Annotated in this window: 13 protein-coding genes; 9 read left to right on the plus strand and 4 right to left on the minus strand. The window is 34.2% G+C overall.

What is annotated here, in order from left to right; genetic code table 11:
• The first annotated feature begins 156 nt into the window (after positions 1-156).
• The 6 genes from secD (at position 157) to ACKX2A_RS19780 (ending at position 7,366) form a co-directional block, all read left to right on the plus strand.
• Positions 157-3,066 (plus strand): protein translocase subunit SecD, encoded by a 2,910-nt coding sequence (gene secD, locus ACKX2A_RS19755; protein WP_415326713.1) that lies wholly within the window; start codon positions 157-159, stop codon positions 3,064-3,066.
• A 351-nt stretch (positions 3,067-3,417) separates the two neighbouring features.
• Entirely contained in the window at positions 3,418-4,653 is a 1,236-nt protein-coding gene (locus ACKX2A_RS19760; protein ID WP_415326715.1) for a TCR/Tet family MFS transporter, read from the plus strand.
• Between the two features lie 354 nt (positions 4,654-5,007).
• Complete coding sequence (locus ACKX2A_RS19765) at positions 5,008-5,343, plus strand: twin-arginine translocase TatA/TatE family subunit (RefSeq protein WP_415326717.1); 336 nt, start codon at positions 5,008-5,010, stop codon at positions 5,341-5,343.
• Positions 5,344-5,346: 3 nt separating this feature from the next.
• Positions 5,347-5,913, plus strand: coding sequence for a phosphatase PAP2 family protein (locus ACKX2A_RS19770; protein WP_415326719.1), 567 nt, complete (start codon positions 5,347-5,349; stop codon positions 5,911-5,913).
• Positions 5,910-6,725, plus strand: a complete 816-nt coding sequence (locus tag ACKX2A_RS19775; protein WP_415326720.1) for a tetratricopeptide repeat protein — start codon at positions 5,910-5,912, stop codon at positions 6,723-6,725. The genes ACKX2A_RS19770 and ACKX2A_RS19775 overlap by 4 nt, the downstream gene beginning before the upstream one ends.
• A 179-nt stretch (positions 6,726-6,904) precedes the next feature.
• The gene (locus ACKX2A_RS19780; protein ID WP_415326722.1) at positions 6,905-7,366 is read left to right on the plus strand and encodes a tRNA (cytidine(34)-2'-O)-methyltransferase; all 462 of its coding nucleotides are present in this window, start codon (positions 6,905-6,907) and stop codon (positions 7,364-7,366) included.
• Between the two features lie 161 nt (positions 7,367-7,527).
• Here ACKX2A_RS19780 and ACKX2A_RS19785 read toward each other — a convergent pair whose 3' ends face one another.
• Positions 7,528-8,001, minus strand: a complete 474-nt coding sequence (locus ACKX2A_RS19785; protein WP_415326724.1) for a 23S rRNA (pseudouridine(1915)-N(3))-methyltransferase RlmH — start codon at positions 7,999-8,001, stop codon at positions 7,528-7,530.
• A 122-nt stretch (positions 8,002-8,123) separates the two neighbouring features.
• Here ACKX2A_RS19785 and ACKX2A_RS19790 point away from each other — a divergent pair, with 122 nt between their 5' ends.
• Both ACKX2A_RS19790 and ACKX2A_RS19795 read left to right on the plus strand, forming a co-directional pair.
• Positions 8,124-9,149 (plus strand): DUF4421 family protein, encoded by a 1,026-nt coding sequence (locus ACKX2A_RS19790; protein WP_415326726.1) that lies wholly within the window; start codon positions 8,124-8,126, stop codon positions 9,147-9,149.
• A gap of 2 nt (positions 9,150-9,151) precedes the next feature.
• Entirely contained in the window at positions 9,152-10,180 is a 1,029-nt protein-coding gene (locus ACKX2A_RS19795) for a YihY/virulence factor BrkB family protein (RefSeq protein WP_415326728.1), read from the plus strand.
• Here ACKX2A_RS19795 and nhaA read toward each other — a convergent pair.
• The 3 genes from nhaA to ACKX2A_RS19810 form a co-directional block, all read right to left on the minus strand.
• Positions 10,177-11,355 carry a Na+/H+ antiporter NhaA gene (gene nhaA / locus ACKX2A_RS19800; RefSeq protein ID WP_415326730.1) on the minus strand — a complete coding sequence of 393 codons (1,179 nt, stop codon included), beginning with the start codon at positions 11,353-11,355 and terminating at the stop codon, positions 10,177-10,179. The two genes, ACKX2A_RS19795 and nhaA, sit on opposite strands and share 4 nt — an antisense overlap.
• Before the next feature lie 9 nt (positions 11,356-11,364).
• A complete protein-coding gene (locus ACKX2A_RS19805) occupies positions 11,365-13,569 on the minus strand; it encodes a RelA/SpoT family protein (protein ID WP_415326732.1) in 2,205 nt (734 codons plus the stop codon).
• 117 nt (positions 13,570-13,686) lie between these two features.
• Positions 13,687-14,049, minus strand: a complete 363-nt coding sequence (locus ACKX2A_RS19810) for a hypothetical protein (RefSeq protein WP_415326733.1) — start codon at positions 14,047-14,049, stop codon at positions 13,687-13,689.
• 224 nt (positions 14,050-14,273) lie between these two features.
• Here ACKX2A_RS19810 and ACKX2A_RS19815 point away from each other — a divergent pair, with 224 nt between their 5' ends.
• Positions 14,274-15,530, plus strand: coding sequence for a T9SS type A sorting domain-containing protein (locus tag ACKX2A_RS19815; protein WP_415326735.1), 1,257 nt, complete (start codon positions 14,274-14,276; stop codon positions 15,528-15,530).
• The last annotated feature ends 19 nt before the right edge of the window (positions 15,531-15,549 follow it).

Below are 15,549 nucleotides of genomic sequence, written 5' to 3' on the forward strand. Positions count from 1 at the left end.
AAAAATTCATCAAAATACCACGAAAAAAATATTAAATCTGTAATAAAAATAAGAATACCGATATATCTGAAAATAAACGATTTCTGTTGTTAAAAATTCATAAAATTCAATAAAATGATTATATTTGCCGACTTAATTTAACGTAGTTATAACAAAATGCAAGGAAAAGGACTTATTACAATTGTTGCTATTGTACTAGGGTTGATTTGCTTAAACGAGCTATTACCAACATGGTACGCCAGCAAAATTGAAAAGCAGGCGACTGCTATTGCAGGAGACAATCCGGAGAAGTATCAGAAAGAAATTGCAAAACTTTCTAAGGATACACTGAATCTAGGATTCACAAAACTTTATTATTCTAAAGCAAAAGAAAAGGAAATGAAACTTGGTCTTGACCTTAAAGGGGGGATCAATGTTCTTTTGGAGATTAATCAGAGAGATCTTGTAAACGATCTTACGAATTATTCTACCAACCCGATTCTTATTGAAGCTTTAAACAAGACTGATGAAGTTCAAAAGAATTCTACAAAATCTTACATCGACAACTTCTTTGATCAGTTCGATGCAATCAACAAAGCTAAAGGTACAAACCTGAAGTTGGCAGATCCGGAAATTTTCGGAAATACTACACTTACTGAGGTGAAGTACAACACGCCTGATGAACAGGTAAAAAGCATTGTTAAAAGAAAAATCGATGCATCTGTAGGTACAGCTTTTGAGGTAATCAGAACCAGAATAGATAAGTTGGGAGCTATCCAGCCAAATGTTCAGAGAGTACCGGGTACTGCTAGAATTTCTGTGGAAATGCCAGGTATGAAGGACATCGACAAGGTGAAGAAAATGCTTCAAACTTCTGCAAAACTTCAATTCTGGGAAGTACAACAAGTTCCTGAAATTGCACCATATTTCCAGACATTAACGTCGATCGTGGCTGCAAAAGGTGATTCTATGGGTGTTGCTAAAACAACAAACTTCATCAACCTTTTACACATTGACAAATTAAGAACAAATGGTGTTGCAAACGTAAAACTTTCTGATACTGCAGCTGTAAACAAAATTTTGAACAGCAAAGTTGCTCAGTCTTTACGTCCTGCTAACATTAAATATACACAGTTCATGTGGGGTTACAAACCTGAAGCTACAGACAGCGAAAGCTTGGTATTGTACGCAATCAGAGGTAACATCAACCAAAAAGCTCCTGTAGATGGTGCTGTTGAAACTGCAAGCATAGGCTATGATGAGCTGAGCAGAGTAGTTGTAGACATGCAGATGGATTCTAAAGGTGCTAAAGAATGGAAAACTTTAACAGAGAAAAACGTTGGAAAACCAGTTGCAGTAACTCTTGATAATAGAGTATATACAGCTCCGAACGTTGTAAATGCTATTCCTAACGGTAGAACTCAGATCTCTGGTAACTTCTCTCAGGAAGAAGCTAAAGAATTGGTAGACGTTCTAGGTGCTGGTAAATTACCTGCAGGTGCAAAAGTAGTTCAGGCTACAGTTGTAGGACCATCTTTAGGACAAGAGTCTATTGATGCAGGTTTAATGTCATTCATTATCGCATTTGGTATTATTATCGTTTATATCATTTTCTACTATGGTGGAGCTGGTATTTATGCGGTAATTGCAATGATTATCAACTTATTCTATATTTTCGGTATTATGGATTCGGGAGATTTTACGCTTACGCTTCCAGGTATCGCAGGTATCGTTCTTACAATGGCAGTTGCCGTCGATACGAACGTTATTATTTATGAAAGAACAAAAGAAGAATTATTCGCAGGAAAGAGTATTCTTGAAGCTTATAAAGATGGTTTCAAACATGCATTAAATGCGATTATCGATGGTCACACGACTACTTTCTTAACGGCGGTTGTATTGTTCTTCTTCGGAACAGGACCTATCAAAGGTTTCGCATTGACGTTAATGATCGGTATCGCGATGACGTTATTCACTTCTGTATTACTTTCAAGAGTAATGATCTTCTCTAGATTGAATAAAGGAAAAGGACTTTCTGTTTGGACTCCGGCTACGAAGAACCTATTCAGAAATACTTGGATCGATTTCATCGGAAAAAGAAAATATGCATACATTATTTCTGCCGTTCTTACAGTTGTTTGTATCATTTCAATTGCAACACACGGTTTCAAATATGGTATCGACTTTACAGGGGGTAGAAACTATGTGGTAAGATTCGATAAAGATGTAAAAGCTGAAGCTGTTGAAGAAAAATTAGTAACATTATTCAAAACAGAAGATGGTAAAAACTCTTCAGTTGAAGTAAAAACTTTTGGAAACGATAAGCAATTAAAAATCTCTACAGATTACCTTATCGAAGACGAATCTTTAAAAGCTGACCAGATTATTGAACAAAAACTATATGAAGGTTTAAAAACTAACTTACCTACAGGTATTTCTTTAAAAGATTTCAAATCTGCGGATAAAGAACACGCAGGAATTGTTTCTTCTGAGAAAGTAGGACCTTCTGTAGCAGACGACATCAAAATCCACGGAATCTATGCAGTTGTAGCTGCATTGGCAATGATCTTTATCTACATCTTGGTAAGATTTAGAAAATGGCAATTCTCACTAGGTGCGGTTGCTGCTCTATTCCACGATGCGGTGATCATTTTGGGAGCCTATTCATTGCTTCACAAATATATGCCGTTCAACATGGAAATCAACCAGGATTTCATCGCTGCGATTTTGACAGTATTGGGTTATTCAATCAACGACACGGTAATTATCTTCGACAGAATTAGAGAATATTTAAGAGAGAAAAAATCTTTAACATTAGCAGGATTATTCGATGACTCTATTTCCAGTACGCTAGGTAGAACATTCAACACCTCATTTACTACGATTTTGGTAATCTTGGCCATCTTCATTTTTGGTGGAGATAACTTGAGAGGATTTATGTTTGCAATGCTAATCGGTATCGGATTCGGTACATACTCATCCATCTTCGTAGCGTCGGCAATTGCTTACGACTTCTTGAAAACCGGTAAGGAAGAAGAAGTTCATGGTAAGTCGACTACCAACAAAGAAGTACTTGCTTCAAAATAATTTATACTACAATAAATAAGAAAAAGCCTTTCATTTTTGGAAGGCTTTTTTTGTTGTCTTTTGGTTGTTAGTTTCTAGTTGATTGTTGTTTGTTTTTAAAATTAATTCAAGTCCAAAACTCTCAATTCAGTGCTAGGAAATAATGCCGTTATAAAAATAAACCCTCAAGGTTTCAAAAACCTTGGTTTTGATCGGTAAAGTTTGTCTTCCTAAGCGAAAGAAATTTAATAAAGCTCAAATCAAAAAGCAAAGCATACAATTAGTTACAATCAAAACAAGAAACCAACAATCAACAAACAACCAATAATTTATACTCATTCTTTTTCCTTATTTGATTATTTTTGTACAACTATGGAGAATTCAAAGAAAAAAGCTGCTATCGGCTTCATATTTATTACATTATTGATTGATATTACGGGATGGGGCATCATCATTCCCGTTGTTCCGAAGCTGATCGAGGAACTGATTCACAGTGATATAAGTGAAGCCGCCAAATACGGTGGCTGGTTGGGATTTGCCTACGCTTTTACCCAATTTATTTTCTCTCCCGTTGTCGGAAATTTAAGTGACAAATTCGGAAGAAGACCCATCATTTTGATCTCACTTTTCGGATTTGCAATAGACTATATTTTCCTTGCTTTAGCACCAACCATTTGGTGGCTTTTCTTAGGAAGAATCATTGCCGGAATCACCGGAGCAAGTGTAACAACGGCAAGTGCATACATTGCGGATATTTCAACAGATGAAGACAGAGCCAAGAATTTTGGATTAATTGGTGCTGCTTTCGGACTTGGATTTATTATCGGACCCGTTTTGGGTGGAGTTTTAGGACATTATGGCTCAAGAGTTCCTTTCTACGCTGCAGCAGGATTATGTTTATTGAATTTCCTATACGGATATTTCATCCTTCCGGAAAGTTTAGATAAAGACAAGAGAAGAGAATTTAACTGGAAAAGGGCAAATCCCATTGGTTCATTTAAATTTTTAGGTAAACACCCTGAAATTTCGGGATTAATTGTTTCATTAATCTTAATTTACATCGCAGGACACGCCGTACAAAGCAATTGGAGTTTCTTCACCATGTACAAATTCAGTTGGAACGAAAGAATGGTCGGAATTTCACTTGGTGTCGTCGGTTTATTGGTAGGATTGGTGCAGGGTGTTTTAATTCGATGGACAACACCCAAATTAGGAGAACAGAAAAGTATCTATTACGGGTTAGCCTTATACGCTGTCGGAATGTTGCTGTTTGCCTTTGCAACACAGGGTTGGATGATGTTTGCTTTCCTAATTCCATATTGTTTGGGAGGAATTTGCGGACCAGCTTTACAATCTGTGATTACGAAAAGTGTTCCGGCAAATGAGCAGGGAGAATTGCAGGGAGCTTTGACAAGTTTAATGAGCGCAACATCCATTATTGGTCCTCCGATGATGACGAATTTATTTTATTTCTTCACACATGATGAAGCACCGTTCAAGTTTTCGGGAGCGCCGTTTTTCTTGGCATTTATTTTAATGACGGTGAGTGTCATTATCACTTATTTCAATTTTAAAAATAAAAATTCAAACAAAGATATTATCGAATAAAAAAACAGGGAATCGATTGATTCCCTGTTGCTTTTGAAAGAAAATATAAAGTTTATGAATTTAGTTTAACACTATTTCAACGTCTTTAAATTTAATAATAATTTTATATTAAATCAAATTAATGGGAATTAAATTTTCTTTAAAAAAGATTTTGAGGAAGGGGAGTTGGAAGATGGATGATGGAAGTTTACCATATTGAGAATAATTAATTTAAGCATTCATAGTCAAGTTGTAAAACTCGAAGCACAAAACTTTAACCTAAACCTTAGAAATCTTAAACAGTTAAATCTTAAAATTTGTTTAAAATTGATTAATAACATAATACAATTGCATAATCTTTCGTAATTTTACCAAATGGAATTAAGCATTGGAGAAATGGCACTCATTGCCGTGGCAATCGTTGTATTATTCGGACCGGATAAACTTCCTCAAATTGCGCGTGACTTAGGAGCAGGCGTAAGAAAAATGCGTGGAGCAGTGGAAGACATCAAAACTGAGATCATGAAAGAAACAGACAACCCTGTTTCCGAGATCAAACGTGAAATTGAAAAAGTGAAAGATGCGGCGAAAGATTTCAATCCAATGAAAGATGTGGAAAAGGATATACTTACAGAACCAAAGGCTTCTACAGAAACTCCACAAATAAAACCTTCGGATGATGAAACTTATGAAGGGCCTGTAAGCAGATAACAGATGGAGGAAATTATTCAGGAAGATAAAAAGGTGTTTTTGTTTCTCAATAATTTGGGAGATACGCCTTTCGACCAGTTTTGGATGCTGATTTCAAGCACTTGGATTTGGGTTCCGCTTTATATTATTCTCTGCTATCTTTTATATAAAAATTATAAACTAAGATCTCTAGCTTTTATCCTGATATTTATTGCTCTCGGAGTTACGGTTTCCGACCAGTTAGCTAGTGTTTTCAAACATGGGGTAGAAAGGTTAAGACCTTGTCACGATCCTACTTTGGAGCATCACATGAGAATTGTAAAGTGCGGCGGACAATTCGGTTTCTACTCGGCACATGCTTCTAATACTTTTTTTTTAGCAAGTTATTTAACTATTTTACTGAAAAATAAAATTAAATGGTTTCCTTATGCTATATTTGTATGGGCGGCTGTGGTTTCATATAGCCGTATATATTTAGGAGTGCATTTCCCGATAGATATTTTGGTGGGGGCGTTTGTTGGAACTTTATTGGGAGTGATTTTTGGTGCACTCGCAAAAAAAGTGATCAATAAACAAACTATAAACGCATGAGAAAACACTTATTTTTTGTAGCATTAGCTTTTACGTCGATGCATTTTTATGCCCAGGACAAAAAAAAGGCGGAAGAATGTTTCCAGAAAGCTGATTACAAATGCGCTGAAGAGGAATATACCAAATTGGCTCAAAGCGAAAAAATTCAACAAATTCAGTCTGAATATTATAATAATCTTGGCACTGCTCAACGACGACTGGGAAAGACAACTTCTGCTTTCAAGTCGTATGAATCTGCTTTAAAAGCCAATCCAATGTCTGCTGCTGTGTACGCCAATCTGGGTGCAATCCACGGACAAAAAGGAAATAAACAGACCGCTTTGGATTATTTAAATAAAGGTCTTTCTATTTCTCCTGAAAACGCAGATATGTACCTTACACGTTCTAAAGTATATGAAAATTTAGGCAAAAAGGATTTAGCAGCGAAAGATTTAAACCAAATTTTAAGTTTTGCGCCGGATAATATTTATGCAAGGACAGGTCTAGCCAATCTTAAAAAGAACAGTGGAGATCTTGAAGGTGCTTTAAAAGATTATAATACTTTGATTTCAGAAAAACCGGAATCTCTTTTATACAGCGGAAGAGGAGATGTGTATTTTAAATTAAAGAAAAATAAAGAAGCTCTTGCAGACGTAAACAAAGCAATTTCTATTGATCCTAAATTTGCTCAGGCTTATGTGAATAAAGCCTTAATTTTATTTGAAACAGCAAAGCCTAAAGAAGCTTGTGCAAGTTTGGATAAAGCCGTGAGTTTGGGTTATGAAAAGCCTTTGCTTCTATCATACTATGAAAAGTGTGAAGTGAAGAAATAATTTTAAAATTTTTTGGTTTCGGCTCGGCGGCGAAGCCGCCGAGCCGAAACCAAAATAGGAAAAAGAAAATATTAACGGAAACAGACTCATTAAAGTCTGTTTTTTCTTTTTTATAAAGATGAAAGGCTTAGCTAAAACTTAATTTGTTTTAAGTATTTTTGCAGACAGAAAAAATCATCATGTTAAACATTGTTCTCGTAGAACCGGAAATTCCCAACAACACAGGAAATATCGGAAGATTGTGTGTTGGTACGGAAAGTAAATTACATCTCATTCACCCTTTCGGATTTGTCATTAATGATAAAAATTTAAAACGTTCAGGACTAGATTATTGGGTACATCTTGACGTGACAGAATACGCTAATATTGATGAATGGATGCAAAATATCCCGGATAAATCACGAGTTTTTCTAATGAGTTCACATGCTCAAAAATCTTATCTTGAAACCGATTTTCATGATGGTGATTGGTTGGTTTTCGGAAAAGAAAGTGTTGGTTTAAGTAAAGATGTTTTAGACCGTTTTGAAAATCACTTAACCATTCCAATGTCTAAATTAATTCGCAGCTTTAATATCGCAAATTCTGTTGCTTTCGTAGTTGGAGAAGCAAAAAGGCAGATTGGTTTGAAAGCGAAAATATAATCTGAAATAAAAAGCCAACGTCAATTCGAGTAGATTTTGAAAAAATCGTATCGAGAATTTTATTAAAAGTTTCTCGATACAAAATTATTTTTCATTCATTACAAATAATTTCTACTCGAACTGACGTATCGGATGTTTTATATTTTAAATTAAGCAGATAATCAGTCATTATGATAAGGTTTCCCCTGCAAAATCTGATCCGCACGATATACCTGTTCAACGATAAACAAACGAATCATCTGATGCGTAAAAGTCATTTTAGATAAAGACATTTTTTCGTTGGCTCTGTTATAAATTTCCTCTGAAAAACCATAAGCACCACCAATCAAAAGGTGAATTTTTTTTATAGAAGAATTCATCCAATTATCTATTTTTTGTGCAAATTCTCGGCTGGTAAACTGTTTTCCTTTTTCATCAAGAATTACAACCAAATCATTTTTATCAATATGGTTAGAGAATAATTTAGCTTCTTCCTTCTTCAAAAGATCTGGAGAAAGATTCTTTGCATTCTTCACATCAGGAATTTCTATAATCTCGAAATTCCAGTGTTTTGGAAGACGTTTCAGATAATAATTTATCAGAGAAGTTATTTCCTTATCATCCGTTTTACCAATACAAAGCAAATTAATCTGCATTTTTTACCTTTTAAATATTTTGAAGCTGCAAAGATATTCATAAATTAGAGAATGTCATAATCTGCCAGTTCAAGAAGATTTTTAAAGTTTAAAAAAATCATTACTTTTGTAATAACACCATTATGATGAAGACAAAAATCCTTTCTTTTACGGTTTTATTATTTTCATTGATTTCCTATAGTCAGGAGATGAGTGATGAGGAGATTAAAAAGTATGTGGAAGAGGACAAAAACAAAATTTCTGTCGTTACGGGATTAAGCTACATTCACAATACTTTTGGCCTGCTATATGAAGACAAGGTTTTTCGACTTCGACCAAACGATGCTTTCTACACGGAATTTTTTCTACGATATCGATGGTTGGATGTAAGTTTTTCTTTTGCACCCAAACTTACTAAAATCAATAATGATGATCCTGAGAAAGGAAAGTCAAAATATTTCAATTTAGGTTTTACGTTCTTTCTTACTCCTAAACTTCGACAAACTATAAATGTAAGCCAGGTTAAAGGTTTATATTTTCAGGACACCAAAGAATTTATGCAGCTGATATATGGAGGTGATTTTAACGAAGAAGGATATTTAAAGTTTCCAGATGCTAAATATCGTTCTATAAAAGGGGAAACAAGTTACTTATGGCTAGGAAAAAAAGTGGACTACAGAAGTTTCAACAACATGACTTATAAACCTTTAAAGGATGTTTTTGTCCTAAGTACAGGGTTCTTCTATCAGTACAATGCTTTGAGCAATACTAATAAAACTATTTATAACGATGAAGTTTTTATAGATGAAGAAGATGATGTTCCAACAAAAGATTTTAGAATTGCTTTAAGATCGGGTGGTGGTGTTCAGAAAATGATTAAAGATAATTGGTATGCGATTATAGAAGTTTATCCTGAATTTTATTATTCTAAATTGATAGATGAAGATTTTCATGAATTTAATGTAGGCTTATATTCTAATGCAAGAATCGGATATGACAACGGAAAATGGTTCTTTGGAGGCGGAACACAACTGAATTGGATCAATAGTTCAAATGAAAATTTTTATTCTACGACATTGTGGTTATTTAGAATTGGATTAGGTTTCCGATTTAATTCTCCTAAATTTGTAAATAGAAACTTTGATAAAATAGATAATATTTTAAAGTAAAAATGGGTATAAAACTTCCTAAATTTATCTTGAAGGTTCAAGAGTTTTTCGACGATATTCATATTCCTGTATTGGGAATATCGCTTTGGCAGATGTTTCAGATCTATGTCAGAGGTATTTTCAAAGGGAAAATCGGGCGAAAAGCAGCAGCCATTTCGTGGAGTTTTACCATCAGCTTATTTCCATTTATTCTTTTCCTATTGTCAGTTTTGCCATATCTACCTCATTATGACAAATTGCAGTTCTATATTTTTGAAGTTTTGATTCACAATGTTTTTCCTGCAAAAATGGAGAATGATGTAAGAAGTTATATTGAATCGAATATTGTTCCTAATATGAAGGGAATCAGTAGTTTTACTGTGGTTTTGGCTTTGGTTTTTGCAACAAACGGAACTTTTTCATTAATTAACGGATTCAACGAAAATACAGATGAAAAAATGACAGATGTAAAGGAATTTATTCTTTCATTCTTCATTACGATCGGGTTTATAACAATCGTATTTTTGGCGCTTTTTGGTGTATATTATTCCGAGGTTGTTTTAAAATTATTTACACCGGTTTATGATATTTCGTGGCTTGTCGATAATCTTTCAAAAATTATTGGATTTGTCTCATTTCCATTATTTTATTTCATCTTATTGACACTATTTTATTGGTTAGGAACAGTGAGAATTGCAAGATTCAGACAAGCAGTTCCGGGAGCAATTTTAACGACGGTTTTGTTTGTGGTAACAACCTATTTTTTCGCTTTATATGTTAAAAACATTGCCCGTTATAATGTACTTTACGGATCCATCGGAAGCATGATTCTTTTGATGGTTTGGGTAAATGTAAATGTATATCTCCTTCTTTTTGGAAATGAATTGAACATGGCTCTAAGAAAGTTAAGGATTGAAAAGTTACTTTCTGATGAACTTAAAAAAGAAGCAACAGGTTATCACGCCCAAAATACTGAACCCAATTTAGAAAGTGATGACGAACACCGTTGGAAATTTAATAATGGTAATAGAAAAGAAGAGGAAGAAAATTAATTTTCCTCCTCAATTATCTGATTTTTAGAACTTATCTTCAAAATAAGAAAGCCTAAAATTGCGGCTAAAAATGATGCAATTAAAATAGCAAACTTGGCTTCATCCTGAATTTGAATTTCTTCTTTAAATGAAAGCAATGCAATGAAGATTGACATTGTAAAACCAATTCCCGCCAAAAGTCCGACTCCAATCATTTGCGTCCACGAACTGTTTTGAGGCAACGAACTCAATTTTAGTTTAATAGCTATTAATGAAAATAAATTAATTCCAATTAATTTTCCTAAAATAAGGCCTGCGATAATTCCTAATCCTAAAGTGCTTGTCAATCCTGAAACCATTTCGTTATTGAACGTAATATTTGTGTTGGTCAACGCAAAAATTGGCATAATGAAAAAACTCACAGGAATATGTAAAGAATGTTCCAGTTTTTCTAAAGGTGAAATTTCTACATTAGAAGTATTAGTTGGAATTGAAAATGCTAATAAAACTCCCGCAATCGTTGCATGAATTCCCGAGTGATGAAGGAAATACCATAAAAATAATCCAGGAATGATATAGAAAATTATTTTCGTGACTTTCAAGAAATTCAATAAAAATAATAAAGCTGTAACTCCAAAAGACAATAATAAATACGTCCAATGGATTTGTTCTGTATAGAAGATAGCAATTACCAAAATTGCTCCCAAATCATCTACAATTGCCAGTGCAGCCAAGAAAATTTTAATCGAATTTGGAATTCCTTTTCCTAGCATTGATATAATTGCTAATGAAAATGCAATATCCGTCGCCATGGGAATTCCCCAACCATTCGCATATTCCGTTCCAGAATTGAAAGCTGCATAAATTATGGCAGGAACAAACATTCCACCAATAGCAGCAAAAATAGGAAGCGACGCGTTTTTGAATGATGAAAGTTCTCCTTCTACCATTTCTCTTTTGATTTCTAAACCGACCAAAAGGAAGAAAACTGCCATCAAACCATCATTAATCCAAATACTTACCGGATATTTCAGATGAAATAAATTGATACCAATTTCCTGATCTAAAAAATGTTGAAAGTTTTCAGCAAAAGCAGAATTTGCGATTAATAATGAAATAAAAACGCAGAAAATCAGGATAATTCCCGAAGATTGATTGCTTTTGAAAAACTTTTTAAAATATACTGTTAAATTCATATCTTAAGATTAAAGTCGTCTCACTCTTGACACCCCATTAATATCTTTAAGTTTTTTGAATGTTTGTTCCAGTTGGCTTTTATTTTTCACCTCAAGATTAATCGAACCTGTAAAAATTCCATCATTTGACTCAATCGACATACTTTTCATATCCATTCCCATCGCACCGCTGATTACGGTTGTAATGTCATTGATCATACCCATTCTATCAAGTCCTTCGATCTCTATTTTTACTCTGTTTTGGAAGCTTTCAGCGTTCACCCATTTTGCCGGAATCACTCTGTAATCGTATTGTGCCCGAAGGTTGATTGCATTTGGACAGTTGTCACTGTGAACTTTAATACCATCAGAAATCGTGATAAATCCGAAAATTTTGTCACCCGGAATTACCGTGCAACATTTTGCGTAGCTGTAGTTCAGTTTTTCCTCGTCTTTTCCGAAGACGATCATGTCCAGATTTTGATGTTTAGGTTCATCAAAAACCGTATTTTTTGAAGGTGATTTTCTGAACCTTGAAAGTAAATTATTAAATACGTTTTTACTTTCAATGTATTTTCTTAAACTACTCGCATCCAGTTCGTTAGTTTGGAATTTTAAGAATAGTTCCTGTGAAGTTTTTAAATTAAAGAACTTTTGAAGCTTGTTGACTTCATCTTCACTAAATGCAATTTTAGCATGACGAAGTTTTCGCTGAAGAATTTCTTTTCCTTCTTCTACAATCTGATTTTTTTGAGAGTTTAAATAACTCTTAATCTTAGACTTAGCTTTAGAAGTAACAACAAATTCTAGCCAGTCGGATTTTGGTTTCTGATTTTGAGAGGATAAAATATCAACCTGATCTCCGTTTTGTAAAACATACGAAATCGGAACCAATTTTCCATTGATTTTTGCTCCTAAACACTTCATTCCCAGATCGGAGTGAACAGAGAATGCAAAGTCAAGAGCGGTAGCATTTGTTGGTAAAATTTTAATCTCGCCTTTTGGCGTAAATACAAAAACCTCTTTTGAATATAAATTCAGTTTGATATTATCCAGAAGTTCCGACGTAGAAAGGTTTTGTTGTTGTTCCAGAACCTCGCGAATTTCTGTTACCCAGTTTTCAAAATTTCTGTCTTCAGAACTCTGCTTATATCCTTCTTTGTATTTGTAATGCGCTGCAACACCTTTTTCGGCGATTTCATCCATTCTTTCGGAACGAATTTGTACTTCAATCCATTTTCTATCAGGGCCAAGCACAGTTAAATGCAAACTTTCATAACCTGTTGAACGCGGTTGTGTGATCCAGTCACGCATTCTCGAAGGATTACTGTGATAAACATCCGTTACAATCGAATAAATTTTCCAAGCCAAGAATTTTTCGTTCTTCGCGTCGGATTTATAAATGATTCTAATAGCGTAATTATCAAATACTTCCTCAAAAGAAACGCCTTGTTTCAGCATTTTTCTGTAAATAGAGGAAATGGCTTTTGCACGACCTTTTATTTTGAAATTTAAACCTTCTTCATTTAATCTTTCAGAAACTTCAGTTTTAAATTCTTCAATATATCTTTCACGGTTTTCTTTGGCAAGTTCCAATTTTTCCGTGATTTCGTTATAAACCTCTGGATTATTGTATTTTAAAGAGAGATCTTCCAGCTCAGATTTAATATTATATAAACCCAAACGGTGTGCCATCGGAGCATAGATATAAACTGTTTCTGAGGCAATTTTCTTTTGCTTATCCGGAGCCATGCTTTCCAGCGTACGCATATTGTGAAGACGGTCTGCAATTTTAATTAAAATTACTCTAAAGTCTTCAGAAAGAGTGAGTAAAAGCTTTCTGTAATTTTCAGACTGTACCGAAATATTCTGATGATTCATGATGGAAATCTTCGTCAGTCCATTCACAATATCGGCAATTTTTTCACCAAATATTTTCTTCAGATCTTCATACGTATAATCGGAATCTTCAATAACGTCATGTAAAAGCGCACAGGCAATAGAAGATGCTCCCAATCCAATTTCTGTAGCTACAATTTTTGCAACAGCAATGGGATGGTAAATGTAGGGTTCACCAGATTTTCTCCTTTGGTCTTTGTGTGCGTCTAATGCAATATCAAATGCTTTTCGGATGAGCTTGTTATTTTCCTCATTCAGCGTTCGGTATGTGTTAGAAATCAGATCCTTATATCTAGCAAGGATCTCCTTGTTTTCTTGTTCTAAGTCGTAACTCATTTGTGTAAAAGCCTATATTTAAACGAAAATACGAAATTTTTTACACTTTTCAAAGTCAAAAAAATCCGTGGAACGCTCCACGGATTTCCGGTTATTAATTTTTTATCTTAAAATTGTTTAAAATTTGACTTCAGAATCCATTCCGCTTGTTGAACCTTTGATTTTTACATCCGGACAATTGTGGATATCTGCTCGGTTTCTGGCATCAATAAAACTTTTAATATTCATATAATTGGCTTGTTCAATACCCATGTTTTCAAAGAGATATGTTTTTAAAACAGTATTTTCACTAAAAACGCTCCGGGCATTATCTATTTGATTGCCATCTTTCACTGCAACACTCACCAAATATTGAGAGTGATGTCCGTCATTGAGGTATACAATGTAATCTGAATTGTCGAATCCTGAATTTTCCAAATCGGCTTCGAGTTTCTTATAATCGCTGTGATGTTCAAATAATCCAGCTAATATATTTGACATAAGCAATAGTTTTAAAATTGTACTTTAAAGATAATAAATTTTTCTTTATTATTTTAAATTAATTTCAATAAAATTTGTAATTAATTATTTTATCTATAAATTAAAGTTAATTTTTTTAAGAATATCTATTGAACAGTCGTTTGATTAAATGTTAAAAAATAAGTTTAATGCAACTCTTGTGTACTTCTTTAAAATAATTGAATTTTGTGATTCAAAAATTAACCATGAAAAAAATTATTTTAATTCTATCTTTATTTACAGGCTTAGTTCAGGCCCAAACCTATAATTGGTCTGCTTTTTCTTATCCACCATCCAACGGAACAGGAAGATATGACGATGTATTTTTCCTTAACGAAAATGTTGGCTGGGCAGCAAAGGGCGGAAATGGAGCCGTATTCAAAACAACAAACGGAGGTACAACCTGGACGCAACAAATTGTAAGCTCAGCAACTAATCAGTACTACAGAAATATTGAATTTCTCAATGAAAATGTCGGTTTTCTCGGAACCTTAAACAACAATTTTTACAAAACCGTTGATGGTGGCGCAACTTGGCAACGAGTAAATAATATTTCTCCTTATCCACAAGCTATCTGCGGTTTGGATTGTGTGGGAACTTCTACTGTGTACGGTTGTGGAGCTTGGTTTTATCCGGCTTATATCATCAAATCGACGGATAGCGGAAATACTTGGCAATATATCGATATGTCGAGTTACGCGAATGCTTTGGTAGAAGTAGTTTTTGTCTCGGAAAATGTGGGATATGCAGGTGGAAGCGATGATGATGGAGGCGTACTCTTGAAAACAATGGACGGTGGAAATACATGGACTAAAATTTACAATACCAACATTCAGAATGATTATGTATGGAAAATTCAGCTTTTGGGCAATAATATTTTCTGTTCTATAGAATCTGAACTTCCTAATACCGGAAAATTATTGAAGTCTTTGAACGGAGGAATGACCTGGGAAATGAAAGACTTTCCCGATCACTATGTTCAGGCAGTTGGTTTCACTTCTGCAACTCATGGTTGGATGGGAGGTCATAATACCGGATTTTACGAAACTTTCGACGGCGGAAATACATGGACAAACACAGGAGTTGGCGGTTCTTTAAATCGAATTTTTATCATCAACGATGATTTGGCTTATGCTGCCGGAACCAATGTTTATAAAATGACGAAGGGAACTTTAGCGACTCATGAGGTTTCCAGTGAAAAGCAGGACCGAAAACTAAAAGTAGAAGTGGTTCCGAATCCTGTTAAAGATAAGCTTAACCTGAATATTCATTATGTGCATTCCGATCATATCATTATTGGTTTGTATGATATTTCCGGGAAATTCATCAAAAATATTCTTAAAGATGACGTGAATGACAAAGGTTTGAAAAAATATTCTTTAGAATTTAATTATCCAAAAGGAAATTATTTGTTGGATATCCATTCCAATTTGGGAAGGCAATCCATCAAGATTATCAAATAAAAAAAATGCGCGGAAAAAT

This window comes from Chryseobacterium sp. MMS23-Vi53 (genome assembly GCF_047651245.1).
Lineage (GTDB): Bacteria > Bacteroidota > Bacteroidia > Flavobacteriales > Weeksellaceae > Chryseobacterium.

Bases quoted from the DNA above. Each gene is read 5' to 3' on its own strand.
- ACKX2A_RS19815 (WP_415326735.1), top strand. From the start codon at position 14,274: ATGAAAAAAATTATTTTAATTCTATCTTTATTTACAGGCTTAGTTCAG.
- ACKX2A_RS19770 (WP_415326719.1), top strand. From the start codon at position 5,347: ATGGAGGAAATTATTCAGGAAGATAAAAAGGTGTTTTTGTTTCTCAAT.
- ACKX2A_RS19775 (WP_415326720.1), top strand. From the start codon at position 5,910: ATGAGAAAACACTTATTTTTTGTAGCATTAGCTTTTACGTCGATGCAT.
- ACKX2A_RS19765 (WP_415326717.1), top strand. From the start codon at position 5,008: ATGGAATTAAGCATTGGAGAAATGGCACTCATTGCCGTGGCAATCGTT.
- ACKX2A_RS19795 (WP_415326728.1), top strand. From the start codon at position 9,152: ATGGGTATAAAACTTCCTAAATTTATCTTGAAGGTTCAAGAGTTTTTC.
- nhaA (WP_415326730.1), bottom strand. From the start codon at position 11,355: ATGAATTTAACAGTATATTTTAAAAAGTTTTTCAAAAGCAATCAATCT.
- ACKX2A_RS19760 (WP_415326715.1), top strand. From the start codon at position 3,418: ATGGAGAATTCAAAGAAAAAAGCTGCTATCGGCTTCATATTTATTACA.
- ACKX2A_RS19790 (WP_415326726.1), top strand. From the start codon at position 8,124: ATGATGAAGACAAAAATCCTTTCTTTTACGGTTTTATTATTTTCATTG.
- ACKX2A_RS19785 (WP_415326724.1), bottom strand. From the start codon at position 8,001: ATGCAGATTAATTTGCTTTGTATTGGTAAAACGGATGATAAGGAAATA.
- ACKX2A_RS19780 (WP_415326722.1), top strand. From the start codon at position 6,905: ATGTTAAACATTGTTCTCGTAGAACCGGAAATTCCCAACAACACAGGA.
- ACKX2A_RS19805 (WP_415326732.1), bottom strand. From the start codon at position 13,569: ATGAGTTACGACTTAGAACAAGAAAACAAGGAGATCCTTGCTAGATAT.
- ACKX2A_RS19810 (WP_415326733.1), bottom strand. From the start codon at position 14,049: ATGTCAAATATATTAGCTGGATTATTTGAACATCACAGCGATTATAAG.
- secD (WP_415326713.1), top strand. From the start codon at position 157: ATGCAAGGAAAAGGACTTATTACAATTGTTGCTATTGTACTAGGGTTG.